We start from the raw sequence: 22,577 nt of genomic DNA, 5'->3' as shown, positions 1-22,577 counted from the left end.
CCAGTCAGCGGGCCCGATGGGCGGCCGCATGCACGGTTGTTCGAATCCTCGTGAGCCCGCGACGCGCGCGCGGTGGCACCGGATCGTTGCCCGGTTCTGCCTGTTATACGACCCGTACGCCCGCTTGCCAAACACCGGCGCTAGGCGCGCGACTCCAAACGGAAGGGCGCGCGCGAGCCATGCCGGGAGGGGCCGGCACGCGCTGATTGAAACATGCAGCGCAGGCCGGATCGGCTCGCGCATGCCGCGTGTTTGTCAGATGAATCGTGCGGCGTGCGTGCGAGCGCGTCGATCGTGCGCGTCCGCAACAAATGTTGCATTGCAATAAACCGGGTGGGCAGACACTGGAGGAGCGCGCTTTTTGTTTGCTTATATTACGCCGCATTACGGAGCCGGGAGTGACATGCGACGCGCTTCGAAACGCAACTGCCATGCGTCGCAAGGCAAGCCGGGCGAGACGTCGGACGGCGAATCCTCGACGGTTGTCCGTCGGCACGCATCGGCATGCCGATGCTGCACCTGCACACCGGTTGGCTCATGCCGCTGCTGGTGACGCCTGTTGCCTTTCGATCCGCGCCGTCATTTGAAAATAACGATTTGACTCATGCCCCGCTTTCGGTTGAAGCTAATAGCTTGCTGTCCGAAGGGGGCTGTGCCTGCATGAGTTCGACCTTGACCGTTCGTCGTATCGTTGCCAACCAGGGCAGCGTGTATCGCGAACTCCGCGCCGCATCGCTGCGTGAGCCCTACGCACCGGGCGAAGCGCCGGAGGCCGAATTGCTGAACGTCGAAACGGACGCAGCGTCGGCGATCGCCGCGCTGCGCGCCTTGTCCGACGAGTCGACGACTTTCCTGCTGTACACCGAAGGCCATCCGGCCGGCATGATCGGCGCGTATTTCGACAACACGCCCGATCGGCGCGCGTTCGTCAGCGAACTGTGGGTTGCGCACGCGGTGCGTCATCTGCGCGGCGGCGTGCTGCTGCTGGAGACGGCCACCGCATGGCTCGCCGAGCGCGGCGCCAGCGACGTCTATGCGTGGATCGCCGATGCGAACCGCAACGCGATCCGGTTCTACGAGCGTGCGGGTTTCGGCAACACCGGCGAGCACGCGCCGATCGCGCGGATGCCCGGCGCGATGAAATCGCTGTTCGTGTCGCAGGTGAAGCACTGACGTACCCTCGAAACACGGGCCGCGCGGCGCGATGAAGGCCCGGCCGCCCGCTTGCCCGCCCGCCTGCCGGTTGCGTGCCCGCCCGGGCCGCCGCAACCCCGAGTCCCAAAAATAATGGCTGCGCGCGTGGACGCCTGTAAAATACGCAAAAAATTTTTGCAGAGTATCCATGTCGCTTAAAAAATCGCCATTCTTCGAGCTGCGCAGCGGATCGGTCGATACGTTGCTGTTCACCGTGAAGACGACCGATCTCGACGCGTTGCGTACCGAACTGGTCAAGCGCTTCGAAGCGACTCCCGAGTTTTTCGCCGACGATGTCGTCGCGATCGACGTCCGCCGCCTGGCTGACGGCGAACGCGTCGCGCTCGCGGACATCCGGCAGATGCTGAACGACGTGCGGATGCGCCCGGTGGGCGTCGTCGCACTGGCAACGCAGGGCTGGGCGGGGGAAGCCGGCCTGCCGTTGCTCGAGGCGCGCGATCGCCGTGTGCCGGCCGCAAGGCCGGCCGAGGGCGTGGAACCGTCGTCGATCGCCGAGGCCGTCGTCGCCGCGGCAGCCGCGGCGACGCCCGAACCGGCGTCGGAGCAGGCGCCGGCATCGAATCAGCCGGGTGGCCAGACGCTCGTGATCGACCGGCCGTTGCGTTCGGGGCAGCAGATTTACGCGAAAGGAGACCTCGTGGTGCTCGCGCCGGTCAGTCACGGCGCGGAGATCATCGCGGAAGGCAATATCCACATCTACGCGCCGTTGCGCGGCCGCGCTCTCGCGGGCGTGCACGGTAATCACGACGCGCGCATTTTCTGCACGTGTCTCGAACCGGAACTGATTTCGATCGCGGGTATCTATCGAACAACCGAGAACCCGTTGCCCGCCGAAGTACTGGGCAAATCGGTGCAGATCCGGCTCGAAGAGGAAAAACTGATGATCGAACCGCTGCGCCTGACGTAAATCACGCGGCACGCTCCGGATCGATCGGCTCTCATTGACGAACACAGGGTATTGGGTAAATGGCAAAAATCATCGTGGTGACCTCGGGCAAGGGCGGCGTGGGCAAGACGACGACGAGCGCGAGCTTCGCGTCCGGTATCGCGCTGCGCGGCCACAAGACGGCTGTGATCGACTTCGACGTCGGCCTGCGCAACCTCGATCTGATCATGGGCTGCGAGCGTCGCGTCGTGTATGACCTCGTGAACGTGATCCAGGGCGAAGCGAACCTGAACCAGGCGCTGATCAAGGACAAGAAGTGCGAGAACCTGTTCATCCTGCCGGCGTCGCAGACGCGCGACAAGGATGCGCTGACGCGCGACGGCGTCGAGAAGGTGCTGAACGACCTCGTCGCGATGGACTTCGAATACATCGTCTGCGATTCGCCGGCCGGTATCGAGGCCGGCGCGCTGCACGCGATGTACTTCGCGGATGAAGCGCTGATCGTCACGAACCCGGAAGTGTCGTCGGTGCGCGACTCGGACCGCATCCTGGGCATCCTGTCGTCGAAGACGAAGCGCGCGACCGAAGGCAAGGATCCGATCAAGGAGCACCTGCTGATCACGCGCTACAGCCCGAAGCGCGTGAGCGAAGGCGAGATGCTGTCGCTCGAGGACATCAGCGAGATCCTGCGCATCAAGCTGATCGGCGTGGTGCCCGAGTCGGAAGCCGTGCTGCACGCATCGAACCAGGGTCTGCCGGCCGTGCATATCGACGGTACCGACGTCGCCGAAGCGTACAAGGACGTCGTCTCGCGCTTCCTCGGCGAGGACAAGCCGCTGCGCTTCACCGATTACCAGAAGCCGGGCCTGCTGCAGCGCCTCTTCGGCAGCAAGTAACGGAGGCCGCCCATGTCCATCCTTTCGTTTCTCCTCGGCGAGAAGAAGAAATCCGCATCGGTCGCGAAGGAGCGCCTGCAGCTCATCATCGCGCACGAGCGGGTCGGCGGCCGGCCGCCGGCCGATTACCTGCCGGCGCTGCAGAAGGAACTCGTCGCGGTCATCTCGAAGTACGTCCATATTTCGAACGACGACATCCGCGTGAGCCTCGAGCGCCAGGACGACCTCGAAGTCCTCGAAGTGAAGATCGAGATCCCGCAAGCCTGACGCTTGCCGGTGTCCCTCCGCACGGCGGCGCCCGCCGCCGTGCGCGTCTTACGCCCTGTTGCACTTTCGGGCACGCCGTAACACGGCGCCTGTCGGCCGTAATCGCCCCTCCCGCATTGAACGAATACGCTCGCGTAACTTGTTCAACCAGGAGGTTGTGATGGCTGTCTCTACCGTTCAACGTCGTATCGTTTCGCTCGCCCTGTTTGCCGCGGGCCTGTCAGCCGTCGTCGCGCCGTTTGCCGCGCATGCGGACGAGATTCTCGTCGGCACACCCGTGATCGCGCCGCAGGGCCGCGTGGTCATCGCCGAGCCGGTTGCCGTGCGCACCGAGGAGATCGTCGTCGTTTCGCCGAACGCGCCGCCGCCCGTGCGCTACGAGGTCGTGCCGACCGCGCGCGTGGGCTACGTGTGGGAGCGCGGGCACTGGCGCTGGGAGCATGGCCGCTACGTGTGGATCGGCGGCCACTGGGAAGCCGAGCGCGTCGGCATGCAATGGGTGCCGGGCCACTGGGACCAGCGCGGTCCGAACTGGTTCTGGACCCGTGGCCACTGGGCGTGATGGAGGCGCGTGATGAAAAGAACCGTCATTGCCATCGCGCTCGTCGCGATCACGCTGGCCGGGTGCATCGTCGTGCCGGCGCGGCCCGTCTATTACCGGCCGGCGCCGGTCGTGATCTACTGAGCGTCGCGCGGGCCGGGTTGCGCCGGGCCGTTCGCGCCGGCCGCAGCCGGTTCGTCGCCCTGCGGGGCCGGTGCGTGCGCCGAGCGTGCGCCCGGCGTTGCAGCGACCGGCTCGTCGCCGCCCACGTCGCGCAGCGTGTCGAGCGGATCGGCGGGCGCGGCGGCCGCATCCTGCGGCTCCGTCACGCCGGTCACGCCGGTCGCAGCCGCCGCGCTCGCCGTCGTGCTCGCCGTCGATGCCGCGGCGGGTTCGGTGGCCGCGGCGGGCGGCGCGAGATAGCGCAGCGCGAGCGTTTCGTAGAGCGGCGGCGCGAAAAAGCGCGATATGCGGCTCGACACCAGTGCGGTCGCCATCAGCGAAATCACGAGCGCATGGCCGTTGATCATTTCCATCACGATCACGAACGACGTGATCGGCGACTGCGTGACGGCCGCCAGATAGCCGACCATCGCGAGTGCGATCAGCATCGGCAGGCTCATGTTGCTGAACACGACGTGCAGCAGGTTGCCGAACCCGGCGCCGATCGACAGCGACGGCGCGAAGATCCCGCCCGGGATGCCCGGCAGGTACGACGCGACCATCGAGATCATCTTCAGGAACGGATAGAACACCGACAGGTGCTGGCTGCCGTCGAGCAGGCCGCGCGCCTCGGCGTAGCCGCTGCCGAAGGTCGTGCCGCCCGACACCAGGCCGACGACGGCGATCGCGAAGCCGCACAGTGCGGCGAACGTGATCGGCCGCTCGCGGTACAGGCCCAGCAGTTGCGCGGGCAGCCAGCGCCCTGTGTTCAGCAGCAGCCAGCAGAACAGGCCGCCCGCGATGCCCGTGACGATCGCCGTGACCAGCACCGCGACCGCCAGCAGTTTCGGGAAATGGAGGCCGGCATCGATCGTGCCGAAATACGTGTAATTGCCGTTCAGGCCGAGCGCGACGACACCGGCGAGGATGATCGCGGTGATCAGCACGCCGCTTGCGCGCGCGGAGAAGCTGCGCGTCAGTTCCTCGATCGCGAACACGATCCCGGCGAGCGGCGTATTGAACGCGGCCGACAGTCCGGCCGCCGCGCCGGCCAGCACGAGCTGCCGTTCGATCTGCGCGTTCGAGCGCGGGTAGAAGCGTCGCAGGTTGAACATCAGCGCCGCGCCGACCTGCACGGTCGGCCCCTCGCGACCGATCGTGAAGCCGCCCAGGATGCCCAGGAACGAAATCAGCACCTTGCCGAACAGGATGCGCAGCGTCAGCAACCGGGCGCCGAATGCGCTCGGGCGCGCATGCAGCGTCGCGATCACCTGCGGGATGCCGCTGCCTTCGGCGCCGCGGAAGAACCGGCGCGTGAGCCATACCGACACGGCGGCGATCGCGGGCGTCAACAGCAGCGGCAGCCACACCGCGTGCTCGCGCATCGCGCGGAACGACTCGTAGCCCCAGTCGATCAGCCGCGCGTAAAGTACGGCTGCGAGCCCGACGACGATCGCGCCGAGCCAGAAAATACCGTACTGTCGCCAGATGCGCAGCGAGCGGCGGGTGACGGCGGGAAACAGGGCGGGAATGGCAGGGCGTGGCATCGGCGGTGGCCATCAGGCAAAGGACCGATTATAAAAAGAACCGGCGCCGCGCAGTCGGGCGACAATGTTTTGCAAGCTTGTAGCATTTCGTTGCAAATGTAATTCAGGAGTAATGTTCGCGGCGGGCATCCGTCGTTAGCATCCCCAAATGGCTGGCTCTTCCCCGCAAACGTGAAACGTATCCTCATCGTGAAAGTGACGTCGCTCGGCGACGTCGTCCAGACGCTACCCGTCGTCGCGGATCTGCATCGCGCCTTTCCGGGCGTGACGGTCGACTGGGCCGTGGACGAATCGTGTGCCGAGGTCGTGCGCTGGCATCCGGGCGTGAGCGCCGTGCTGTGCGCGCCGCTGCGCCGCTTCAAGAAACTCCGCAACGCCGGTGACCTGAAGGCGATTTCGTCGTCGATCGGCGCGTTGCGGGCGCATCGCTACGATGCGGTCATCGACCTGCACGGCGTGTACAAGAGCGCGATCATTTCGGCGCTGGCGCGTGCGGCGCGCCGTGTCGGCTACCAGACTCAGGATCTCGGCGAAACGGGCGCGCGCTTCGCGTATTCGCATCGTTTCGGCCCGCGGCCGGACTGCGATGCGTGGCACGGCATGCGCGTGAGCGCCGGCGAAGCGCTCGGCTACCGGCCTGAAGGCCTCGCCACCTACGGCATCGTCCCGCCGCAGGGTGCGAACCTGCCGGCGGCCGTGACCGATGGTGCACCGTTCATGCTGCTGTTCCATGCGACGTCCAATCCCGACAAGAAATGGCCGGCCGACCATTGGGCCGCGCTGGCCACGCAGATGATGGCGCGCGGCGTGCGGGTGCTGTTGCCATGGGGATCGAACGCCGAGCATGACGACGCGCAGGACATCGCCGCACGTGCGCCGGGCGCAGTCGTATTACCGGCGATGACTGTGCGCGAACTCGGTGCGGCGCTCGGACGGGCCGCGCTGGTGGTGGGGGTCGATACGGGATTCGTTCACATGGCGCATGCGTTGCAGCGGCCGACCGTCATGATCTTCGTCGCGACATCGCGCCACCATTGCGGTATCGGCGGTGCGCCGAACGCCCTGTCGATCGGCGAACCGGGCGCGATGCCGTCCGTCGACGAGGCGCTGGACGCGATCGATGCGGTCGCCCCTGCCTATGGCGCGCTGCGCGCGCGCCTGACCGCCTGACGGCTTGCTGCGGGCCGGTTCAGGCCAGCAGCGCCTCGACCGTGATGACGGCGGCGATGGCCGCCAGATTCGCCAGCAGCGCCTCGAACACGAGGCCGCGCCACGTCTTCGGCCGGAACCGCAGCGCGAGCAATAGCGCGCCACCCAGCGCGAGTGCGAGGATCAGGACGAGATCGGCATTGCCGAGGCGGATATTCATGGCGGCGGCTCCTTTCGGGGCGGGATCCCCGGGCACGCAACGGCGCGCCCAGGATCGAGTATAGGCAGCGCCCGCCGCCGCACAACCCGGGTCGCCCCGGGGGCATCAGACGAGCGATGCGTCGCGCGTTTCGCGCATCAGCAGCACGCCGATCAGGCTGATCGCCGCTGCGACCGACACGTACCCGCCGACCCAGGACAGCCCGCCGCGCGCCGCCAGCAGTTGCGCGATATACGGTGCGATCGACGCGCCGAGGATCCCGCCGAGGTTGTACGCCACGCCCGCGCCCGTATAGCGGACGTTGGTCGGGAACAGTTCCGGCAGCAGCGCGCCCATCGGCGCGAACGTCACGCCCATCAGGAACAGCTCGATCGTCAGGAACAGCGCGACGAGCGGCATCGAGCCGCTGCCGAGCAACGGCTCCATCGCGAAACCCGACAGCAGCGCGGCGATCGCGCCGACGATCAGCACCGGCTTGCGGCCGAAGCGGTCCGACGCCCACGCGGAAAGCGGCGTCGCGAGCCCCATGAACACGACGGCGAAACACAGCAGCCCGAGGAAGCTCTGGCGCGGAATATGCAGCGCCGACACGCCGTACGACAGCGAGAACACCGTCGAGATATAGAACAGCGTGTAGCAGACGACCATCGCGAGCGCGCCGAGCAGCGTCGGCTGCCAGTGCTGCGTGACGAGCGTCGCGACCGGCACGCGCACGCGCTCGTTGCGGTCGAGCGCGGCCTGGAACGCGGGCGTTTCGGTGATCTTGAGCCGCACGTACAGGCCGAGCGCGACGAGCACCGCGCTGACGAGGAACGGAATGCGCCAGCCCCAGCTGCGGAACTGCTCGTCGGACAGCGACAGCGCGAGCGCGAAGAACAGGCCGTTCGACATCAGGAAGCCGACCGACGGCCCGAGTTGCGGGAACATCCCGAACCAGCCGCGCTTGCCCTGCGGCGCGTGCTCGGTCGCGAGCAGCGCCGCACCGCCCCATTCGCCGCCGAGGCCGATCCCCTGGCCGAAGCGCAGCACGCACAGCAGCACCGGCGCGAGCGCGCCGATCGCGTCGTAGCCGGGCACGAAGCCGATCGCGGTGGTCGACACGCCCATCACGAGCAGCGACGCGACGAGCGTCGACTTGCGGCCGATGCGGTCGCCGAAGTGCCCGAACAGGAACGAGCCGATCGGGCGGGCAATGAATGCGATGCCGAACGTGACGAACGCGGACAGCGCCTGTGCGGTCGCGGAGCCGTGCGGGAAGAACACCGGGCCGATGACGAGCGCGGCGGCCGTCGCATACACATAGAAGTCGTAGAACTCGATCGCGGTGCCGATGAAGCTCGCGAACACGATGCGCCGGTGGCTGACGGCGCCGGCCGAACCGGTTGCGTGAGCAACGGTCGGGGGGGATGCGGACATGGATGTCTCCGTTTTGTCGTTGGGCGGTCGGCTGAGCGTGCGGTCGGGCAGGCGGATGCCTGCCGGGTGCAGCCGAGCGGATGATGCGGATGACGCGATGGCGGCGTGGACGCGCGCCGTGGCGCGGACGTCACCCGCCGGTCGACGATGGAGACGGGTATGTCGCCGCCGCCCGGTGCCGGCGTGGTCGGCTCGCATGCCGGGTGGGGCGCGCGAACGCGCGCGCGGCGTGATGGCCGCGCGGTTGCGGAAAATTATAGCCAGCGCTGCCGCACACCGGCAATCGCGCGGCGGCGCATCAGTCGATCGATTGCGCCTGCGCGGACGCCGTGCTTTGCAACTGGAAGTGGCCGTCGTCGTTGAAGAGCCAGCCTTCCATCATTTCGAGCCGGCCGTTGCCGTCGAGCAGCCGCGACGGCGGTGGCGGCAGCGGCGCCGAGCGGCGCAGCGACGCGAGGGCGAGCGCTTCCGCCTCGCTGTCGCCGTTGCTGCGATAGACGGACGCATTGACGAGCCGGCCGTTGCCATCGACGGTGAAGGACACGACGACGAGCGAACGGAGCATCGCCTGCGGCGTGCCACGCAGCAGGCCGGAAGGATTGCGTTCGGCGACACGCCGCGCGACCTCGACGCGATACTGGTCGAGGCTGCCGCTACGCGTGATCGAAGGAATCGTCAGGACCGAGTGCAGTGAAGGCGGCGGTGTGATCGTGCACGCCGCGAGCAGGGCGGCGACGGCCAACGCGGCAACACGCAGCCGGTCGACGCGCAAACGGAGAAGGGGGCGCATGGGAGGCTGGCCGGAAGTGACTATAAAAAAATGATAGGCGCACGGACGCGAGTCGATATCGGGACAAACGCATAACGCGCGAGGCCGGGCGTTGCGATTGCTGATGACGAGGCGGCGTGCGTCGGCGTATCGCGATGTGACGTGACATGTGACGGCACGCTCGCGCGACTGCCGCACGCGCGCATCCCGGCGTGCGTGTTGCAAGGTTGAAAGCAAGGCGACGAACGCGGGTGGCGCGCAGGCACGTGACGATGGTGCGGCCGGGCGCATCGGTTGCCGTCGGCTGCACCGAGGCAGGCGCCCGCGCAAGCGTCGGCGATGCGTGCCGCCCGGTTCAGAATCCGTGCGTGACGAGCGACAGCACCGACAGGTCGGGGTGCGTCCCGTCGATGATGCTCTTGCCGATGTGCACGGCTTCGTGGACAGCCTCGTCGAGGCTCGTGAAGCTTTCCTCGCCGTCCGCGTGGAACGGCACCGCGTGGCCGGGCAGCGCGGGATTCGCGCCCGGATGGCACACGTAGCCGGTGTAGGTGTAGCGCGTGTCGCTGCCGGGCACGGCGGCCGGCACGACATGGATCTCGAAGCCTTCGTAATCGACGGGTTCCGTCGCGTTCGACAGTTCGGTCATGGCGATCTCCGTGTGCCGCGCGCAGGGGTGGCGCGTACGGCATCGAGTACGCGGCGGCGGTCGTGTCGCCGTGTTGAACGAATTCTAGGTGATCGCGGGGCGGGCCGGGAGGCTTCCGGCGCGACGCACGGCCCCTTGCCGTCCCGATTGACAGGTGCGCGTGTGCGGCTGCGTCAAGGCTTGCAGCGCGCGTCCTTGCGTTGCACCACGATGATCACCGGGTATTTCTGGCCGTGGTCGAGCTCCACGCGCGCGACGACGGTGAGCGTCGCCGGATCGGAATCGTCGTACACGCTGACCTGTTCGTTGCGCAGGTAGGTCACGCCGGTGCAGTTCGACGTGCGTCCGTCGTCTCCCACCTTGCACTGGAGGTCGTTGTCTTTCAGGTAGTTGTAGGGCGACGGGCTCGCGAGGTACTCGCTCAGGCCGCGCGGCGAACCGCCGACGCCGCTGACGGTTGCGATCGCGCACGATGCCGGTGTGCCGCTGCCGGACGCGGTGTCGGCCGCAGCATGCGTGCTGACGGCAGCCAGCAGGGCGACAAGCGACGAGACGATGAAGGGCTTCATGAAGTGGGTTTCCCGTTTCGCAAATCGGAGCGCGGGATTGTAACGGCATCCGGCGCGATGCGTCGGAACGTGCGGGGAGGGCGCGCACGGACGAACCGATAAGCAAAAACCCCGTCATTCAACGAATGGACGGGGTTTGGCGAACTTCCTGGCGGAAGCGGTGAGATTCGAACTCACGGACAGTTTCCCGTCGCCGGTTTTCAAGACCGGTGCCTTAAACCGCTCGGCCACGCTTCCACACGAGGCGGCATTGTAACCGAAATGCTGCCTCGCTCATTCCTTCAATCGTCGCGCAGGAACAATTCCTGCAGGTCGTTGAGGAAACGCTGGCCGAGCGGCGTCGGCGCGATCTGCGCGAAATCGCGCGCGATCAGCCCGCGTCGCTCAGCTTCCTTCAGCGCCGGCTCGATCGTGCTCATCGGCAGGCCCGTGCGTTCGGCGAAGCTGTGCACCGGGAAGCCCTCGACGAGCCGCAGCGTGTTCAGCATGAACTCGAATGGCAGGTCGCGCGCACCGACTTCGCGCTCTTCCTGCACGGCCGTGCCGGCCTTCGCCTGCTCGATGAAGGTCGCCGGATGCTTGTAGCGTGCCTGCCGCAGGATCCGGTTCGGGAACGACAGCTTCGTGTGTGCGCCCGCGCCGATCCCGAGATAGTCGCCGAAGCGCCAGTAGTTCAGGTTGTGCTTGCACTGATGATTCGGCTTCGCATACGCGGACACTTCATAGCGCCCGTAGCCGGCCTCGGCCGTGCGCGCGTGGATCCACTCCTGCATGTCGGCCGACGCGTCGTCGTCGGGGACGACGGGCGGGAACTTCGCGAACATCGTATTCGGCTCGAGCGTCAGGTGATACAGCGACAGATGCGGCGGCGCGAACGACAGCGCGGTCTCGATGTCGGTGCGGCATTCGTCGAGCGTCTGGTTCGGCAGCGCGAACATCAGGTCGAGGTTGAAGTTGTCGAAGTTCTTTGCGGCGATCTCGACGGCCGCGCGTGCTTGCGCCGTGTCGTGAATCCGGCCGAGCGCCTTCAGGTGCGTTTCGTTGAAGCTCTGGATGCCGACCGACAGGCGATTCACGCCGCTCGCACGGAACTGCGCGAACTTCGCGGCTTCGAACGTGCCGGGATTCGCCTCGAGCGTAATCTCGGCATCGGCGTCGAGCGGCAGCAGCGCGCGCACGTCGGACAGCATCCGGTCGAGGCCGGCCGCCGACAGCAGGCTCGGCGTGCCGCCGCCGATGAACACGGTATGCACCTGCCGCCCCCAGACGAGCGGCAGCGCCTGCTCGAGGTCGGCGCGCAGCGCATCGAGGTACTCGGTTTCCGGAAACCGTTCGCCTTTCCATTCGTGCGAGTTGAAGTCGCAGTACGGGCACTTGCGCACGCACCACGGGAAATGCACGTACAGCGCGAGCGGCGGCAGCGACGTGAGTCGCACCTGGCCGGGCGACGTGAAGGTCGCGACGACACGCGCGCCGGTTTCCGCGGCCTGACTCATGCAACCCCCTGCAGCGAACGGGTATCGGGCACGCTCATGCTTCCTCCGCGAGCCGCGCCAGCAGCGCCTTCAGCGCCAGCGCGCGATGGCTGTGCGTGTTCTTCACGGCCGGATCGAGTTCCGCGGCCGTCGCGCCGAGCGCCGGCAGGTAGAAATACGGGTCATAGCCGAATCCGTGCTCGCCGCGCGGCGTGTCGACGATTTCCCCGGTCCAGCGCCCCTCGGCGAACAGCGGTTCGGGATCGTCCACGTGGCGCACGAGCGCGAGCACGCAGCAATAGTATGCGCGCCGGTCGTCGATGCCGCGCAGTTGCTCGACGAGATACGCGTTGTTCGCCGCGTCGCCCTTGTCGCGGCCCGCGCGCTGCGCATAGCGCGCCGAGTAGACGCCCGGCGCGCCGCGCAGCACGCGCACGCACAGGCCCGAATCGTCGGCGATCGCCGGCAGCCCGGTGAGCCGCGACGCGTGACGCGCCTTCGTCAGCGCGTTCTCGATGAAGGTGCCGAACGGCTCTTCCGCTTCGGGCACGGCGAGATCGCCCTGCGGGACGATCTCGATGCCGACCGTCGAGAACAGCGCGGTGAATTCGCGCAGCTTGCCGGCGTTGTTCGACGCGAGAACGATGCGCGACAGCGGCGCGATGGTGTGGTCGTCCGGCATGTCAGGCGCCCAGCACGTCTTTCTGAAGCTGCACGAGCTCGGCGATCCCGCCTTGCGCGAGGTCGAGCAGCGCGTTCATTTCGGCGCGCGAGAACGGCACGCCTTCGGCCGTGCCCTGGACTTCGACGAAGCCGCCGGCGCCCGTCATCACGACGTTCATGTCGGTGTCGCACTGCGAATCTTCCGCGTAGTCGAGGTCGAGCACCGGCGCGCCTTCGTACACGCCGACCGAGATCGCGGCGACGTGGTCGGTGATCGGCGAGCGCGTGAGCTTGCCGGCCGCGATCAGCTTCGACACCGCGTCGTGCGCGGCGACGAAGGCGCCGGTGATGCTCGCGGTGCGCGTGCCGCCGTCGGCCTGGATCACGTCGCAGTCGAGGTGGATCGTGCGCGGGCCGAGCGCCTCGAGATCGAACACCGCGCGCAGCGCGCGGCCGATCAGGCGCTGAATTTCCTGCGTGCGTCCCGTCTGCTTGCCGCGCGCGGCTTCACGGTCGCTGCGCGTGTGCGTCGCGCGCGGCAGCATCCCGTATTCGGCGGTCAGCCAGCCTTGCCCGCGGTCGCGCAGGAAGTCGGGCACGCGTTCGGAGACGCTCGCGGTGCAGAGCACCTTGGTGTCGCCGAATTCGACCAGCACCGAGCCTTCGGCGTGTTTCGTGTAGTGGCGCGTGAGGGCGACCTTGCGCAGTTCGTCGGCGCGGCGGCCGCTCGGGCGGGAAACGGAAGACGTCATGGGGAAATCGCGGAAGGAGAGGAAACCCCGATTTTAGCGCCGAACGGCGGGCTTGCCCGGCGGGGTGGTCCGCAAAATGGGATAATGCGCGCTTCCCGCCCCGCGCTTTCCGATGCGCCGGGCGCCTCGACATATCCCCGCCCGCGAGGGCACCCAGACGGCGAGACGAACCATGATCTACAGCATGACGGGCTACGCGAGCGCGACGCGCGAACTCGCGACGGCCACCGGCAACGGCGGCACCAGCGTGTCGGTCGAACTGCGCACCGTGAACTCGCGCTTCCTCGACCTCAATTTCCGGATGCCGGACGACGTGCGCGCGTGCGAACCCGCGCTGCGCGAAATGCTGATGAACAAGCTGTCGCGCGGCAAGGTCGATATCCGCATCAACCTGCAGCGCGGCGAACAGAGCATCGGCGCGGGTGCGCTGAACCAGTCGGCGCTCGGCCAGCTCGCCGAGCTCGAGCGCTCGGTGCTCGATTCGTTCCCGGGCGTCGGCCGCCTGCGCGCGGGCGAGATCCTGCGCTGGCCCGGTGTGATCGCCGAGAGCGGCGTGTCGGCGGAAGCGATCCGCGACGCAGTGCTCGCATGCGGCAAGGAAGCGATCGGCGAGCTCGTCGTCGTGCGTTCGCGCGAAGGCGCGCAGCTGGCGACGATGCTGCTGTCGAACGTCACCGAGATGGAAGCGATCGTCGCGCGCATCACGCCGCTCGTGCCGGAACTGATCGCGAAGCATCAGCAGAAGATCGTCGAACGGCTGCAGGAAGCGCTCGGCATCGCGGCGCCCGAAGGCAGCTCGACGATCGTCACGCGCGAGGAAGCCGCGGAACGCATTCGTCAGGAAGTGACGATGTACGGGATCCGGATCGACATCGCGGAAGAGCTGTCGCGTCTCACCGCGCACCTGAACGAAACGCGCCATGTCATCGAGAAGGGCGGCCGCGTCGGCAAGCGTCTCGACTTCATGATGCAGGAACTGAATCGAGAAGCGAACACGCTCGGCTCGAAGGCGGCGGCGAAGGAACTGGCCGACGCATCGATGGCGCTCAAGCTGTTGATCGAGCAGATGCGCGAGCAAGTGCAAAACCTGGAGTAACGCAAGATGATCCACCCCACTCACGACGCGCATACGCTTCACGCGGGCGTCTATCCCGGCAACCTGTTCATGGTCATTGCGCCGTCGGGCGCCGGCAAGTCGACGCTCGTGAACGCGTTGCTGTCGAAGGACAGCGACATCTGCCTGTCGATCTCGTACACGACACGCAAGCCGCGCCCGGGCGAACAGGACGGCCAGCACTATCACTTCACGACCGTCGAGGATTTCCGCACGCGTCACGCGGCGCACGAATTCCTCGAGAGCGCGGAAGTGCACGGCAACTACTACGGCACGTCGCGCGTCTGGATCGAAGAGCAGATGAAGAGCGGCCATGACGTGCTGCTCGAGATCGACTGGCAGGGCGCACTGCAGGTGAAGAAGCAGTTCCGCAACGCGGTCGGCATCTTCATCCTGCCGCCGTCGCTCGATGCGCTCGAGGAGCGTCTGAAGAAGCGCGGCCAGGACGAACCGAACGTGATCACGCGCCGCCTGCTGGCTGCCGGCAGCGAGATCGCGCACGCGTCGGAAGCGGAATACGTGGTGATCAACGAGAATTTCGAGCGTGCGCTCGCAGAGCTCGAATGCATCGTCGCCGCGACGCGCCTGCGCTTTGCTTCGCAGTACGCGCGACACACGGAGCTGTTCATCGAGCTCGGCATCCATCTGCCCCACGCGGAATGACGCGGGGGCCGAGGGACATAAGGTAGAATAAGGACTATATTCAGAAGGAATTACCACCATGGCTCGCATTACCGTCGAAGACTGCCTGAAGCAAATCCCGAACCGCTTCGAACTGGCGCTCGCCGCCACCTACCGCGCGCGGCAGCTCGCGCAAGGCCATACGCCGAAGATCGAAAGCCGCGACAAGCCGACCGTCGTCGCGCTGCGCGAAATCGCTGCCGGCCAGGTCGGCGTCGAGATGCTGAAGAAGGTGCCGGTGTAACGCGCATCCGGCCCGTTCCAGCCATGTAATCCACGCGCGCAACGACCCGACCTGGAGGCGAATATGAGCACCACCCCATCGTCCGCCTCCGCGGATTCGACCACCGAAGCCACGGCCCAGTCGCCTGCGCGCCAGTACATCGACGCGGTCCTCGAACAGTCCTTCCGGCATCTGTTCGGGCCGACCGCCACACCGGAGCAGCCGCGCAAGCACGGCGTCGTTTCGATCGCGAAACTGACGGCCGTGCTTGCCGAGTATCTTCCTCCGGAAGAAATCAAAGAGGTCAAGGCGGCGTTCCACTTCAGCGACGAAGCCCACCTCGGTCAATATCGCCAGAGCGGCGAACCCTACATCACCCATCCCGTCGCCGTCGCGGAAATCTGCGCCGGCTGGAAGCTCGACGCGCAGGCCGTCATGGCGGCGCTCCTGCACGACGTGATGGAAGACCAGGGCGTGACCAAGAGCGAGCTGGCCGAACGGTTCGGCCCGAAGGTCGCCGAACTGGTCGACGGCCTGTCGAAGCTCGACAAGATGGAGTTCCGCAGCCGCGAGGAAGCGCAGGCGGAAAACTTCCGCAAGATGCTGCTCGCGATGGCGCGCGACGTGCGCGTCATTCTCGTCAAGCTCGCCGACCGCCTGCACAACATGCGTACGCTCGGTGCGGTGCCGATGGAAAAGCGTCGTCGCGTCGCGCGCGAAACGCTCGACATCTATGCGCCGATCGCGCACCGCCTCGGGTTGAACAACACGTATCGCGAGCTGCAGGACATGAGCTTCGCGAACTTCAACCCGCATCGCTACGCGACGCTCGAGAAGGCCGTGAGGGCCGCGCGCGGCAATCGCCGCGAAGTGATCAGCAAGATCCTCGAGGCCGCACAGCGCGCGATGGCCGACGCGAAGATCGACGCCGAGATCACCGGCCGCGAGAAAACCATCTACAGCGTCTACCGCAAGATGCGCGACAAGCAGCTGTCGTTCTCGCAGGTGCTCGACGTGTATGGCTTTCGCGTCGTCGTTGATAGCCCGCTCGACTGCTACACGTGCATCGGCGCATTGCATGCGCTGTACAAGCCCGTGCCCGGCAAGTTCAAGGACTACATCGCGATCCCGAAGATCAACGGCTACCAGTCGCTGCACACGACGCTCGTCGGCCCGTTCGGCGCGCCGATCGAGTTCCAGGTGCGCACGCGTAAGATGCACGAGATCGCCGAGGCGGGGGTCGCCGCGCACTGGCTGTACAAGAACGGCAGCGCCGATCTCAGCGACGTGCAGAAGCGCGCGCACCAGTGGCTGAAGTCGCTGCTCGACATCCAGAGCGAAGCCGGCGATTCGAGCGAATTCCTCGAGCACGTGAAGATCGACCTGTTCCCCGACGCGGTCTACGTGTTCACGCCGAAGTCGAAGATCATGGCGCTGCCGCGCGGCGCGACGGCGCTCGATTTCGCGTATTCGATCCACAGCGATCTCGGCAACCAGTGCGTGGCCGTGAAGATCAACAACGAATTGCTGCCGCTGCGCACCGAGCTGAAGAGCGGCGACATCGTCGAAGTGATCACCGCGCCGTATTCGAAGCCGAATCCCGCATGGCTCGGTTTCGTACGTACCGGCAAGGCGCGTTCGGCGATCCGCCACTACCTGAAGACGATGCGCCTGAACGAGTCGGTGCAGCTGGGCGAACGGCTGGTCGACCAGAGCCTGAAGGGCTACGGTCTCGCGCTGGCAGACGTCGAGCCGGAAGTGTGGGAGAAGCTCGTGCAGTGGACGGGCAACAAGAGTCGTCAGGAAATTTTCGCGGACATCGGCCTCGGCCGCCGCGTCGCCGCGGTGATGGCCAAGCGCATCGAGGTGCTGATGAGCGGCCGCGACGCGGACGACGATCTGCCGAAGTCCGAACGGCATCCCGCGCATCATGCGCCGCCGGTCGTGATTACCGGCACCGAAGGGATGTCCGTGCAGTTGTCGGCATGCTGCCGGCCGATTCCGGGCGATGCAATCATGGGTTACATCGGCATCGGCCTGGGGATGGCGATTCATACGACCGATTGCCGCGTTGCGCAGCGGATCCATCGCCGCGACCCGGGCCGCTGGATCGACGTCGAATGGGCGCCGCAGCCGGGCCGCCTGTTCGATGTCGCGGTGAAGGCGCTCGTGAAGAACACGAAGGGCATCTTCGCGCGTGTCGCGGCGGACATCACGTCGGCCGACGCGAACATCGTGCATATCGCGATGGACGAGGATCTGACGCACGAATCGACGGTGCTGCGCTTCGTGATCCAGGTCAGCGATCGCGTGCATCTCGCGAACGTGATGCGGCGCGTGCGAACCAACCCGGATGTGATGCGGATCATGCGCGAGCGCTCGACCGACGACGGTGCGCATGCGCGCCACGACGGCGGCATGCGTATCGAGCGCGAACGGCAGGATTACTGACGCGCTCGGCGCGCAGGTGCTCGATCGACAGACGGCGGCCAATGGCCGCCGTTTTCACGAGTGCCGCGGCACGAACCTGCGACGGCGCGAGCGAGAGAAGAGGGGATGCGGAAAAGAAAAAAGGGCTTTCCCGGAGGAAAGCCCTTTTAAGGTGGCGCGGCTGGCAGGATTCGAACCCACGACCCCTTGGTTCGTAGCCAAGTACTCTATCCAACTGAGCTACAGCCGCACGCAAAACAAAACTTCTACTGCTTTGAACTGAAAGGGCCTTCGGTTGGGAAGGCCCTCGAAAAAGTGGCGCGGCTGGCAGGATTCGAACCCACGACCCCTTGGTTCGTAGCCAAGTACTCTATCCAACTGAGCTACAGCCGCACGCAGAAGCGAAATTATAGCAGGGTTGTATAAAAAGGGAAGCCTTATTCGCGAATTAGGGTGCATGGCCCGGGCGGTGGCCCTTCGTGTACCCTTGGAGGATCAGTCATCCATGTTGAATCTGCACCATGAACAAGGCGTTTGTCAAAGAGTCGGACGGTGACGACGACGATCTCGACCAGGCTCAACCCGCGATTCCGGCGGGCGCGAAGAACTACATCACGCCGGCCGGCCACAAGCGGCTGAGGGACGAGCTGTTGAGCCTGATCGACGTCGAGCGCCCCGAGGTCGTGCGGCTCGTGTCGTGGGCCGCGTCGAACGGCGACCGGTCGGAGAATGGCGACTACATCTACGGCAAGCGTCGGCTGCGCGAGATCGACCGCCGCATCCGCTTCCTCACGAAGCGGCTCGATCTTGCCGAAGTCGTCGACGCGAGCCGGCAGGAGAATGTCGACCAGGTGTTCTTCGGTGCAACGGTCGATTACGAGACGCCGGACGGCGTGGATCATACGATCACGATCGTCGGGATCGACGAGGTCGATCTCGACCACGGCTGCGTCAGCTGGATTTCGCCGGTCGCGCGTGCGCTGATCAAGGCGAAGATCGGCGATACCGTCACGCTGATGACGCCGGCCGGCCCGCAGCCGATCGACATACTCGACGTCCGCTATCCGGCGCGGGGTGACGCCTGATCGACGGCCAGCCCGGTGCGGTAAAGAAAAAGCGCCCCGGTGGGGCGCTTTTTTCTTCCGGCGTACGGTGGCGTTGCCGGTCGCTCAGAAGCGATGACGCAGGCCGGCCGTGACCGCGATCTGCTTGTTGGTCGACGAAGCGCCGCCGAGGCCATTGACATAGGCGCCGATGCCCAGGCCGTCCGTGCTGACTCGCTGATACACGCCTTGCACGTACACGTCGGTCCGCTTGGACAGTGCATAGTCGGTCTGCAGGTTGAACTGGTTCCAGCCCGGATGGCGGCCGTCCAGGAAGCCGGCGGTGTACGTGTACGACCCGGCCAGCGACAAGGCCGGCGTGAGCGCGTAGCGCGCGTTTACTTCGTAGTTGTTGAAGCGGGCGAACGTGCCGTCGAGACCCAGGCCATTCGACACGCCCGAGGCACCCGCAGAGATGCCGAGCGCCCGGTTCACGCGCGATTGCGTGAACACGAAGCCGGCCGTTGCCGGACCGAATGTGTAGTTCAGGCCGCCGCCGAACACGCGCTGGCGCTTGCCGACGAACGTATTGTCGCCTGCCACCGCGCCGCCGCTGTTGGTGACCGCGGCCGACGTGAGGCCCGAGATGTCATTGTTCAACTGCAGGTAGCCGGCACCGATATTGAAGCCGGCGTAGGTGTACGACACGCCCGCGCTGTATGCGCGATTGTTCGAGAACTGGTCGCTGTTCGAGAAACCGTACAACGCACCGAACTTCAGGCCGCCGAAATTGACGCTCGTGTACTTGACGGAGTTATTGATCCGGAACGAATTGTTCAGGTTGTCGTTGTCGAACGGGTGGGCAAACTGGGTGCCGCCGAACTGTGTACCGGTCAGCGACAGCGGCCCGATGTAGTCGACGACGCTATCGTATTGGCGACCGAGGGTGACGGCGCCGAACTGGTCTTGCGACAGGCCGACGAACGCCTGGCGGCCGAATTCGCGGCCATTCTGGCCGAGCGTGCCGTTGGCGATGTTGAAGCCGTTTTCCAACACGAAGATCGCTTTCAGGCCGCCGCCGAGATCTTCCGTGCCACGCAGGCCCCAGCGGCTGCCATTGATCTGGCCGCTGCGTTCGGACCATGAGCTGTGGCCACCCTGGTTGTTCGTATAGGTGATGCCTGCGTCGATCAGGCCATATAGCGTCACGCTGCTTTGCGCGTGTGCGGCGGTAACGAATACACCCGACAACGCGGTGACGATCAGGGTTTTTTTCATGGATCTGTCTCCAAACAGGATGATGTCGATCGAACCTGCTGCCGGGCCGGGCTGTTTTGCTTGACGCCGTGACCGGCAGAGCGGCGGTACGCTTGTCAGAAAGCCATCTGCAGTGTACGGAGCGCAGGAAGCGGGGGAGCGGCGCGCTTTAAGCAATAATGTATTTAGAAATCCGCAAAGATCGGTCGACGCGCGCAAACGATTGCCCATCAAGGGTTTGCGGCAGTGCAGCGAAGGAAAATGGCGTTCAGGACTACGTATCGGGCGTTGCGCGATCGCGACAGGCAATCAGCGGCCGGCGGGGGAGCTCATAGCGCGATTATTGACACATCGGCAATAGAGGTTTGTGTGGAGCATGGCTAATGAAAGGTTGATCTCTCGTTATACTGCGATCTCTGCTTTCCGAAGCAGACTTTTTCGTTGACGGAAAAGATCTCCAAACCTTTGTCGGCGCGACTTCCCAGTCGCGCTTTTTTTTTGCCCCGCCGGTCCGTGCGCTACTGCGCGTACGAGCGCCGCTTGCGCTTGGCCGCGGGCGCGACTTCCTCGGCATCGGTCGGCGGCGGTGTATAGGTCCAGTCTTCCATCACGTAGTGACGGGCATCCAGCGGCGATGCGAGCAGGTTCTGCCAGTGGTCGCCGTGCCAAGTCGTATCGAATTCGGTATCGCACGGCACTTCGCGCGCGGACTCGGCCAAGGCGCGGGACTTGCGGCGTACGCGCCCGAGCCGGCTCGCGAAGCGCTTGATTCCGTCCAGCCACATGACCGTCTCCTTCCTTTCGGCGTTGCGTCAGCATCTCAATGTCCCCGGATTTCTGCAACCCGGAAAAAACCCGAGGAATTTACCGAACCGATTCGTCCCCGGTAGAAATTTCATTGCCGCGATTATCATCGATCGGATCCCGGTAATGTTGACAGGTTTTTGATGCGAATCAATTAATCAAAGGCGATGGTGTACCGATTCCATTGGCATTAGCGCTTTTTTGATAAAACAACTGTTAAAAATTTTCTTGACGCACCCGGATTGTCCAATTTATAAAGTCAGCACTCCGTCCTCGGGCGGCGTGCTGGTGCGGGTGCTGGCGCAATGTTTCGGGATTTCGGGAAACGGCTATAAAAATAGCTTTTTTGATCTAATCGAGTGGGGAACGAAGACATGGATACCGGTATCGTGAAATGGTTTAACGATGCTAAAGGTTTCGGCTTTATTACGTCGGACAATGGTGGTGAGGATTTGTTTGCGCACTTTTCCGAAATCCGGATGGACGGCTTCAAGACGCTGAAGGAAAACCAGCGTGTTTCGTTCGACGTCAAAGTCGGGCCGAAAGGCAAGCAGGCAGCGAATATCCAGGCGGCCTGACGCGCCACGCTTTGCCGATCACGTCCGGCCCCCGCAATGCGGGGGCTTTTTGTTTTTCGGGGATGGAACACGGCGGTCCACGCTGGCCGCGACCCTGCTTGCCGGTGCATACTCACGGAAGCATCGTTTTCCAGTCTTTTCATGTCCGATTCCCGTCCGTCCGATCCCGCCAGCGAACAACCGCTCGTCTTCGTCGATCTTGAAACCACCGGTGGCTCGCCCGCCGAGCACCGCATCACCGAAATCGGCGTGGTCGAAATCGGCCCGCTCGGCGTGTCGACGTGGACGAGTCTCGTCAATCCGGGGCAGGCGATACCGCCGTTCATCCAGCAACTCACGGGCATTTCGGACGCGATGGTGCGCGACGCGCCGTCGTTCGCGTCGCTTGCGCCGGCGCTGTTCGAGCGGCTCGACGGCAAGCTGTTCGTTGCGCACAACGCGAGCTTCGATCGCGGTTTCCTGCGTGCCGAATTCGAGCGTATCGGCCTGGCGTTCAATCCCGACGTGCTGTGTACGGTGCGGCTGTCGCGCGCGCTGTTCCCGCGCGAGTCGCGGCACGGGCTCGACGCGTTGATCGAGCGGCACGGTCTCGTTCCGGCTGCGCGCCACCGCGCGCTGGCGGATGCCGACCTGCTGTGGCAGTTCTGGCGTCAGTTGCACGACATCGTGCCGCTCGAGCGGCTGCGCGACCAGATCGCGCGCACGACGCGCCACTTCCGCCTGGGCGGCGATCTGACCGAGGCGTGGCTCGACACCGCGCCTGCCGGGTGCGGTGCCTATGCGTTGTTCGGGGAGGGTGACGCACCGTTGTATGTGGGCCGCAGCGTGAGGGTGCGGCAGCGGCTGCGTGCGCTGCTGACCGGCGAGCGCCGTTCGTCGAAGGAAATGCGACTCGCGCAGCAGGTGCGGCGCGTCGAATGGCGTGAGACCGGTAATGAACTGGGCGCGATGCTGGCGGAAGCGCAATGGATTGCGCAGCTGCGGCCGTCGTACAACCGGCGCCCGGCAGCCGATGGCGCCCGTGGTGGCAATGCACCCTGGCCGTTCGACGGCGCCGTTGCGTTCGAGGCGACCGGCGAGCGCCGCCTGTTTCATGTGATCGACGGTTGGCGTTACCTTGGCGCGGCCGAGTCGCTCGACGCGGCCGCGCGGCTCGTCGCCGAGGCGGCGGACGGCGCATTCGAACCCTTCACCCATCGCTTGCTGCAGACGCATCTCGCGCGCGGGCTGCAGCTGATTCCGCTCGCCGCGCTCACGCCGGCAGGTTGAGG

Annotated in this window: 24 protein-coding genes and 3 tRNA genes; 13 read left to right on the top strand and 14 right to left on the bottom strand. The window is 65.6% G+C overall.

The features are described from left to right. Positions 1 to 660: 660 nt before the first annotated feature. The 5 genes from HWX87_RS22350 (at position 661) to HWX87_RS22330 (ending at position 3,826) form a co-directional block, all read left to right on the top strand. Positions 661 to 1,173 carry a GNAT family N-acetyltransferase gene (locus HWX87_RS22350; protein WP_176049476.1) on the top strand — a complete coding sequence of 171 codons (513 nt, stop codon included), beginning with the start codon at positions 661 to 663 and terminating at the stop codon, positions 1,171 to 1,173. A 169-nt stretch (positions 1,174 to 1,342) separates the two neighbouring features. Beyond that, positions 1,343 to 2,122, top strand: a complete 780-nt coding sequence (gene minC / locus HWX87_RS22345) for a septum site-determining protein MinC (protein ID WP_176049317.1) — start codon at positions 1,343 to 1,345, stop codon at positions 2,120 to 2,122. A gap of 59 nt (positions 2,123 to 2,181) precedes the next feature. Then, positions 2,182 to 2,997 (top strand): septum site-determining protein MinD, encoded by an 816-nt coding sequence (gene minD / locus HWX87_RS22340; protein ID WP_176049316.1) that lies wholly within the window; start codon positions 2,182 to 2,184, stop codon positions 2,995 to 2,997. A 12-nt stretch (positions 2,998 to 3,009) separates the two neighbouring features. Beyond that, positions 3,010 to 3,264: a cell division topological specificity factor MinE gene (gene minE / locus HWX87_RS22335; protein WP_006486661.1), complete on the top strand. Its 255-nt coding sequence runs from the start codon at positions 3,010 to 3,012 to the stop codon at positions 3,262 to 3,264. Between the two features lie 160 nt (positions 3,265 to 3,424). Further along, positions 3,425 to 3,826, top strand: coding sequence for a YXWGXW repeat-containing protein (locus HWX87_RS22330; protein WP_176049315.1), 402 nt, complete (start codon positions 3,425 to 3,427; stop codon positions 3,824 to 3,826). A 116-nt stretch (positions 3,827 to 3,942) separates the two neighbouring features. Here the strand turns inward: HWX87_RS22330 and HWX87_RS22325 are convergent, their stop codons facing one another. Then, positions 3,943 to 5,514: a chloride channel protein gene (locus tag HWX87_RS22325; protein ID WP_176049314.1), complete on the bottom strand. Its 1,572-nt coding sequence runs from the start codon at positions 5,512 to 5,514 to the stop codon at positions 3,943 to 3,945. Positions 5,515 to 5,685: 171 nt separating this feature from the next. Between HWX87_RS22325 and waaC the strand changes: the two genes are divergently transcribed. Beyond that, positions 5,686 to 6,684, top strand: a complete 999-nt coding sequence (gene waaC / locus HWX87_RS22320; protein WP_176049313.1) for a lipopolysaccharide heptosyltransferase I — start codon at positions 5,686 to 5,688, stop codon at positions 6,682 to 6,684. Between the two features lie 19 nt (positions 6,685 to 6,703). Here waaC and HWX87_RS22315 read toward each other — a convergent pair whose 3' ends face one another. The 9 genes from HWX87_RS22315 to rph all read right to left on the bottom strand — a co-directional run bounded on the left by HWX87_RS22315 (position 6,704) and on the right by rph (position 13,176). Then, entirely contained in the window at positions 6,704 to 6,883 is a 180-nt protein-coding gene (locus tag HWX87_RS22315) for a hypothetical protein (RefSeq protein WP_034182977.1), read from the bottom strand. A gap of 105 nt (positions 6,884 to 6,988) precedes the next feature. Beyond that, positions 6,989 to 8,299 carry an MFS transporter gene (locus HWX87_RS22310; protein ID WP_176049312.1) on the bottom strand — a complete coding sequence of 437 codons (1,311 nt, stop codon included), beginning with the start codon at positions 8,297 to 8,299 and terminating at the stop codon, positions 6,989 to 6,991. Positions 8,300 to 8,597: 298 nt separating this feature from the next. After that, positions 8,598 to 9,089: an energy transducer TonB gene (locus tag HWX87_RS22305; RefSeq protein ID WP_176049311.1), complete on the bottom strand. Its 492-nt coding sequence runs from the start codon at positions 9,087 to 9,089 to the stop codon at positions 8,598 to 8,600. A 334-nt stretch (positions 9,090 to 9,423) separates the two neighbouring features. Beyond that, positions 9,424 to 9,717 (bottom strand): hypothetical protein, encoded by a 294-nt coding sequence (locus HWX87_RS22300; protein WP_176049310.1) that lies wholly within the window; start codon positions 9,715 to 9,717, stop codon positions 9,424 to 9,426. Between the two features lie 173 nt (positions 9,718 to 9,890). Beyond that, complete coding sequence (locus HWX87_RS22295) at positions 9,891 to 10,286, bottom strand: hypothetical protein (protein WP_176049309.1); 396 nt, start codon at positions 10,284 to 10,286, stop codon at positions 9,891 to 9,893. Positions 10,287 to 10,435: 149 nt separating this feature from the next. Then, positions 10,436 to 10,523 (bottom strand) — tRNA-Ser (locus tag HWX87_RS22290). 44 nt (positions 10,524 to 10,567) lie between these two features. Continuing rightward, complete coding sequence (hemW, locus tag HWX87_RS22285; protein ID WP_176049308.1) at positions 10,568 to 11,782, bottom strand: radical SAM family heme chaperone HemW; 1,215 nt, start codon at positions 11,780 to 11,782, stop codon at positions 10,568 to 10,570. Between the two features lie 34 nt (positions 11,783 to 11,816). After that, a complete protein-coding gene (rdgB, locus tag HWX87_RS22280; RefSeq protein WP_176049307.1) occupies positions 11,817 to 12,443 on the bottom strand; it encodes an RdgB/HAM1 family non-canonical purine NTP pyrophosphatase in 627 nt (208 codons plus the stop codon). A gap of 1 nt (position 12,444) precedes the next feature. Further along, positions 12,445 to 13,176 carry a ribonuclease PH gene (gene rph / locus HWX87_RS22275; RefSeq protein ID WP_176049306.1) on the bottom strand — a complete coding sequence of 244 codons (732 nt, stop codon included), beginning with the start codon at positions 13,174 to 13,176 and terminating at the stop codon, positions 12,445 to 12,447. Positions 13,177 to 13,348: 172 nt separating this feature from the next. On the opposite strand from rph, the gene HWX87_RS22270 reads away from it, so the two are divergent. From HWX87_RS22270 to HWX87_RS22255, 4 genes are all read left to right on the top strand, one after another. Next, positions 13,349 to 14,272 carry a YicC/YloC family endoribonuclease gene (locus tag HWX87_RS22270; protein ID WP_176049305.1) on the top strand — a complete coding sequence of 308 codons (924 nt, stop codon included), beginning with the start codon at positions 13,349 to 13,351 and terminating at the stop codon, positions 14,270 to 14,272. Between the two features lie 6 nt (positions 14,273 to 14,278). After that, a complete protein-coding gene (gmk, locus tag HWX87_RS22265; protein WP_176049304.1) occupies positions 14,279 to 14,953 on the top strand; it encodes a guanylate kinase in 675 nt (224 codons plus the stop codon). Positions 14,954 to 15,011: 58 nt separating this feature from the next. Beyond that, the gene (gene rpoZ, locus HWX87_RS22260; RefSeq protein ID WP_006025620.1) at positions 15,012 to 15,215 is read left to right on the top strand and encodes a DNA-directed RNA polymerase subunit omega; all 204 of its coding nucleotides are present in this window, start codon (positions 15,012 to 15,014) and stop codon (positions 15,213 to 15,215) included. Positions 15,216 to 15,278: 63 nt separating this feature from the next. After that, a complete protein-coding gene (locus HWX87_RS22255; RefSeq protein ID WP_176049303.1) occupies positions 15,279 to 17,645 on the top strand; it encodes a bifunctional (p)ppGpp synthetase/guanosine-3',5'-bis(diphosphate) 3'-pyrophosphohydrolase in 2,367 nt (788 codons plus the stop codon). Positions 17,646 to 17,797: 152 nt separating this feature from the next. On the opposite strand, the gene HWX87_RS22250 is transcribed toward HWX87_RS22255, so the two are convergent. Together HWX87_RS22250 and HWX87_RS22245 are read right to left on the bottom strand one after the other, a co-directional pair. Beyond that, positions 17,798 to 17,874 (bottom strand) — tRNA-Arg (locus HWX87_RS22250). A gap of 66 nt (positions 17,875 to 17,940) precedes the next feature. Then, positions 17,941 to 18,017: transfer RNA gene (locus tag HWX87_RS22245), tRNA-Arg, on the bottom strand. A 128-nt stretch (positions 18,018 to 18,145) separates the two neighbouring features. On the opposite strand from HWX87_RS22245, the gene greB reads away from it, so the two are divergent. Next, entirely contained in the window at positions 18,146 to 18,709 is a 564-nt protein-coding gene (gene greB / locus HWX87_RS22240) for a transcription elongation factor GreB (protein WP_176049302.1), read from the top strand. A gap of 84 nt (positions 18,710 to 18,793) precedes the next feature. Here the strand turns inward: greB and HWX87_RS22235 are convergent, their stop codons facing one another. Together HWX87_RS22235 and HWX87_RS22230 are read right to left on the bottom strand one after the other, a co-directional pair. After that, positions 18,794 to 19,945 carry a porin gene (locus HWX87_RS22235; RefSeq protein ID WP_176049475.1) on the bottom strand — a complete coding sequence of 384 codons (1,152 nt, stop codon included), beginning with the start codon at positions 19,943 to 19,945 and terminating at the stop codon, positions 18,794 to 18,796. A gap of 497 nt (positions 19,946 to 20,442) precedes the next feature. Then, positions 20,443 to 20,709 (bottom strand): hypothetical protein, encoded by a 267-nt coding sequence (locus HWX87_RS22230; RefSeq protein ID WP_176049301.1) that lies wholly within the window; start codon positions 20,707 to 20,709, stop codon positions 20,443 to 20,445. Positions 20,710 to 21,102: 393 nt separating this feature from the next. Between HWX87_RS22230 and HWX87_RS22225 the strand changes: the two genes are divergently transcribed. Both HWX87_RS22225 and HWX87_RS22220 read left to right on the top strand, forming a co-directional pair. Then, complete coding sequence (locus HWX87_RS22225; protein WP_014897770.1) at positions 21,103 to 21,306, top strand: cold-shock protein; 204 nt, start codon at positions 21,103 to 21,105, stop codon at positions 21,304 to 21,306. A 141-nt stretch (positions 21,307 to 21,447) separates the two neighbouring features. Next, a complete protein-coding gene (locus HWX87_RS22220) occupies positions 21,448 to 22,575 on the top strand; it encodes an exonuclease domain-containing protein (RefSeq protein ID WP_176049300.1) in 1,128 nt (375 codons plus the stop codon). Positions 22,576 to 22,577: the final 2 nt, after the last annotated feature.

The sequence above is a fragment of the Burkholderia sp. BCC1644 genome, assembly GCF_902833225.1.
GTDB lineage: Bacteria > Pseudomonadota > Gammaproteobacteria > Burkholderiales > Burkholderiaceae > Burkholderia.
Note: the sequence above shows the minus strand (reverse complement) of the source record. Positions and strands in the feature narration are given on the sequence as shown.

Coding starts and splice junctions, on each gene's coding strand:
- greB (WP_176049302.1), top strand. CDS start 18,146: ATGAACAAGGCGTTTGTCAAAGAGTCGGACGGTGACGACGACGATCTC.
- HWX87_RS22315 (WP_034182977.1), bottom strand. CDS start 6,883: ATGAATATCCGCCTCGGCAATGCCGATCTCGTCCTGATCCTCGCACTC.
- rph (WP_176049306.1), bottom strand. CDS start 13,176: ATGACGTCTTCCGTTTCCCGCCCGAGCGGCCGCCGCGCCGACGAACTG.
- HWX87_RS22325 (WP_176049314.1), bottom strand. CDS start 5,514: ATGCCACGCCCTGCCATTCCCGCCCTGTTTCCCGCCGTCACCCGCCGC.
- HWX87_RS22220 (WP_176049300.1), top strand. CDS start 21,448: ATGTCCGATTCCCGTCCGTCCGATCCCGCCAGCGAACAACCGCTCGTC.
- gmk (WP_176049304.1), top strand. CDS start 14,279: ATGATCCACCCCACTCACGACGCGCATACGCTTCACGCGGGCGTCTAT.
- rpoZ (WP_006025620.1), top strand. CDS start 15,012: ATGGCTCGCATTACCGTCGAAGACTGCCTGAAGCAAATCCCGAACCGC.
- HWX87_RS22305 (WP_176049311.1), bottom strand. CDS start 9,089: ATGCGCCCCCTTCTCCGTTTGCGCGTCGACCGGCTGCGTGTTGCCGCG.
- HWX87_RS22310 (WP_176049312.1), bottom strand. CDS start 8,299: ATGTCCGCATCCCCCCCGACCGTTGCTCACGCAACCGGTTCGGCCGGC.
- HWX87_RS22350 (WP_176049476.1), top strand. CDS start 661: ATGAGTTCGACCTTGACCGTTCGTCGTATCGTTGCCAACCAGGGCAGC.
- HWX87_RS22235 (WP_176049475.1), bottom strand. CDS start 19,945: ATGAAAAAAACCCTGATCGTCACCGCGTTGTCGGGTGTATTCGTTACC.
- minE (WP_006486661.1), top strand. CDS start 3,010: ATGTCCATCCTTTCGTTTCTCCTCGGCGAGAAGAAGAAATCCGCATCG.
- minD (WP_176049316.1), top strand. CDS start 2,182: ATGGCAAAAATCATCGTGGTGACCTCGGGCAAGGGCGGCGTGGGCAAG.
- HWX87_RS22230 (WP_176049301.1), bottom strand. CDS start 20,709: ATGTGGCTGGACGGAATCAAGCGCTTCGCGAGCCGGCTCGGGCGCGTA.
- HWX87_RS22295 (WP_176049309.1), bottom strand. CDS start 10,286: ATGAAGCCCTTCATCGTCTCGTCGCTTGTCGCCCTGCTGGCTGCCGTC.
- HWX87_RS22330 (WP_176049315.1), top strand. CDS start 3,425: ATGGCTGTCTCTACCGTTCAACGTCGTATCGTTTCGCTCGCCCTGTTT.
- HWX87_RS22225 (WP_014897770.1), top strand. CDS start 21,103: ATGGATACCGGTATCGTGAAATGGTTTAACGATGCTAAAGGTTTCGGC.
- hemW (WP_176049308.1), bottom strand. CDS start 11,782: ATGAGTCAGGCCGCGGAAACCGGCGCGCGTGTCGTCGCGACCTTCACG.
- HWX87_RS22255 (WP_176049303.1), top strand. CDS start 15,279: ATGAGCACCACCCCATCGTCCGCCTCCGCGGATTCGACCACCGAAGCC.
- HWX87_RS22270 (WP_176049305.1), top strand. CDS start 13,349: ATGATCTACAGCATGACGGGCTACGCGAGCGCGACGCGCGAACTCGCG.
- rdgB (WP_176049307.1), bottom strand. CDS start 12,443: ATGCCGGACGACCACACCATCGCGCCGCTGTCGCGCATCGTTCTCGCG.
- HWX87_RS22300 (WP_176049310.1), bottom strand. CDS start 9,717: ATGACCGAACTGTCGAACGCGACGGAACCCGTCGATTACGAAGGCTTC.
- minC (WP_176049317.1), top strand. CDS start 1,343: ATGTCGCTTAAAAAATCGCCATTCTTCGAGCTGCGCAGCGGATCGGTC.